Origin of the sequence: Vandammella animalimorsus, from assembly GCF_002285285.1 — a bacterium.
Classification (GTDB): domain Bacteria; phylum Pseudomonadota; class Gammaproteobacteria; order Burkholderiales; family Burkholderiaceae_C; genus Lampropedia; species Lampropedia animalimorsus.
The window spans coordinates 1-2,680 of sequence record NZ_NSJF01000012.1; the positions used below are offsets into that span (position 1 = coordinate 1).

Here is a 2,680-nt window from a genome sequence, read left to right on the forward strand (position 1 = left end):
GTGCGCGAGGAGCTCGCCCGGCTGGGCGATGCACGCCAGACCCTGCATCTGGCCTATCAAGTGCAACAAGAGCTGACCCACCGGCGCCTGCAAAGTGGCGCCCGCTTGGTGGGCCGCAAGATTGGCCTGACCTCCACAGCCGTGCAGCAGCAACTGGGGGTGGATGCCCCCGATTACGGCGCCTTGTTTGCCGACATGGCCGTCGGCGACCATGAGGAAATCGATTGGTCGCGCACCCATCAGCCCAAGGCCGAAGCCGAAATCGCTCTGGTACTGCAGCGCGACCTGCCCCATGAGCGGCACACCTATGCCGATGTGATCTCCGCCGTGGCCTATGCCTTGCCGGCCATCGAGGTGGTGGGCAGCCGCATCGCCAACTGGGACATCCGTCTGGCCGACACGGTGGCCGACAACGCCTCCTCGGATTTGTTCGTGCTGGGCTCCACGCCCGTGCCCTTGCGCAAATTGGATTTGGTGCAGTGCGGCATGGTCATGGAACGCGCCGGTGAACAGGTCTCCATCGGCGCAGGCTCGGCCTGCCTGGGCAATCCACTGAACGCCGCCGTCTGGCTGGCCGACACCATGGTGCGCCTGGGCGCTCCCTTGCGTGCAGGCGATGTCGTGCTGACCGGCGCGCTGGGCCCGATGGTGGCGGCCCGTCCTGGCGATGTGTTCACGGCGCAAATCCAGGGCCTGGGCAATGTCACCGCTGTTTTTGGCCAGGATTGAATGCAGGCCGATCCCGCGAGCCTGCTGCATGGCCCGGTGCGTCTGCCTGTTGCGGCAGTCTGCAAAAGGCCATTTCGCTTCCTTTGTTGCTTTTTCTTGCCCTGACTGCACTGCCCCATGACTTCAAACACCACAAAAACGCCCGTGGCCATCATTGGCTCGGGCAACATCGGCACCGACTTGATGATCAAGATCATGCGCCACGCCAAGCATTTGCAGATGGCGGCCATGGTCGGCATCGACGCTGCATCCGAGGGTCTGCAACGCGCAGCGCGCCTGGGTGTTGCCACCACCCATGCCGGCGTCCAAGGCCTGTTGGCCCTGCCCGAGTTCAAGGACATCCGCATTGTCTTTGACGCCACCAGCGCCGCAGCCCACATCGAGAACAACGCCCTGCTGCAGCCACACGGCGTGCGCGTGATCGACCTCACCCCTGCAGCCATTGGGCCTTATGTGATACCAGTGGTGAACTTGGAGGAGCAGCTCGCAGCGCCGAACATCAACATGGTCACCTGTGGGGGCCAGGCCACCATTCCTATGGTCAAGGCCGTCTCGCGCGTTGCGCCCGTGGCTTATGCAGAGATCGTGGCCTCCATCGCCAGCAAGTCCGCCGGGCCTGGCACCCGCGCCAACATTGACGAGTTCACCGAGACCACTGCACGCGCAATCGTGGATGTTGGAGGGGCACAAAAGGGCAAGGCCATCATCATCCTCAACCCTGCCGAGCCGCCGCTGGTGATGCGCGACACCGTGTATTGCCTCACCCAGGCCGATACCGATCGCCAGACCATCGCCCAATCGATCGAGGCCATGGTGGCCGAGGTGGCCCGCTACGTGCCGGGCTATCGTCTCAAGCAGGCGCCACAGTTCGATCTGTATGACCAGTCCCAACGCCTCAACGTCCCCGGCCTGGGGCCGCTGTGCGGGCTGAAGGTCTCGGTGTTTCTCGAAGTCGAGGGCGCTGGGCATTACCTGCCGACCTATGCCGGCAACCTGGACATCATGACCAGCGCCGCCATGGCCGCTGCCGAACGCATCGCCCAGGCCTTGCCTGAGCAGCCATCCGCCACGGTCTGAAGGGAGCCCTGCCCATGTTCGACACCAAGAAAAAAATCTTTGTCTCCGACGTCACCTTGCGCGATGGCATGCATGCCATCGGTCACCAGTATTCGCTCGATCAAGTCCGCGCCATTGCCCAGGCATTGGATCGCGCCGGGGTGGACAGCATCGAGGTGGCGCACGGCGATGGCCTGCAGGGCTCGAGCTTCAACTACGGCTTTGGCGCACACACGGACTTGCAATGGATTGCCGCCGTGGCCGAGACTGTGCGGCACGCCCGCGTTGCCACTTTGCTGCTGCCGGGCATCGGCACCATCCATGACCTGAAGGCCGCCTACGACGCTGGGGCGCGCACCGTGCGCGTGGCCACCCATTGCACCGAGGCCGATATTTCCAGGCAGCACATCGAGTCGGCCCGCGCCATGGGCATGGATACAGTGGGCTTTCTGATGATGAGCCATATGAACAGCCCTCAGGGCTTGGCCCAGCAGGCCAAGCTGATGGAAAGCTATGGCGCACAGTGCATTTACGTGGTCGACTCAGGTGGCGCCATGAACATGTACGACATTGCCGAGCGCATCAAGGCCCTCAAGGATGTGCTGCAGTCCCAGACCCAGACCGGCATCCATGCCCACCACAACCTCAGCCTGGGCGTGGCCAACAGCATGGTGGCGCTTGAGCATGGCTGTGACCGCGTCGATGCCAGCCTGACGGGCATGGGCGCGGGCGCAGGCAATGCACCGCTGGAGGTCTTCATCGCCGCCGTCGATCGCATGGGCCTGAACCATGGCTGTGACGTGCGCGGCCTCATTGATGCCGCCGAGGATCTGGTGCGCCCGCTGCAACGCCGCCCAGTGCGGGTGGACCGCGAAACTCTGGCCCTGGGATATGC

At 64.0% G+C, this 2,680-nt stretch carries 3 protein-coding genes; all 3 read left to right on the plus strand.

Features of this window, described 5'->3' with window-relative positions; all coding sequences use genetic code 11:
* Positions 1-729 (plus strand): 2-keto-4-pentenoate hydratase (locus tag CK620_RS13650; protein WP_143326116.1); only part of this gene is annotated, 729 nt, incomplete at its 5' end.
* Positions 730-846: 117 nt separating this feature from the next.
* Positions 847-1,806 carry an acetaldehyde dehydrogenase (acetylating) gene (locus tag CK620_RS13655; protein WP_095550780.1) on the plus strand — a complete coding sequence of 320 codons (960 nt, stop codon included), beginning with the start codon at positions 847-849 and terminating at the stop codon, positions 1,804-1,806.
* A gap of 14 nt (positions 1,807-1,820) precedes the next feature.
* Positions 1,821-2,680: 4-hydroxy-2-oxovalerate aldolase (gene dmpG, locus CK620_RS13660; protein WP_095550781.1), on the plus strand; the 860-nt coding region annotated here is incomplete at its 3' end.

Coding starts and splice junctions, on each gene's coding strand:
- CK620_RS13655 (WP_095550780.1), top strand. CDS start 847: ATGACTTCAAACACCACAAAAACGCCCGTGGCCATCATTGGCTCGGGC.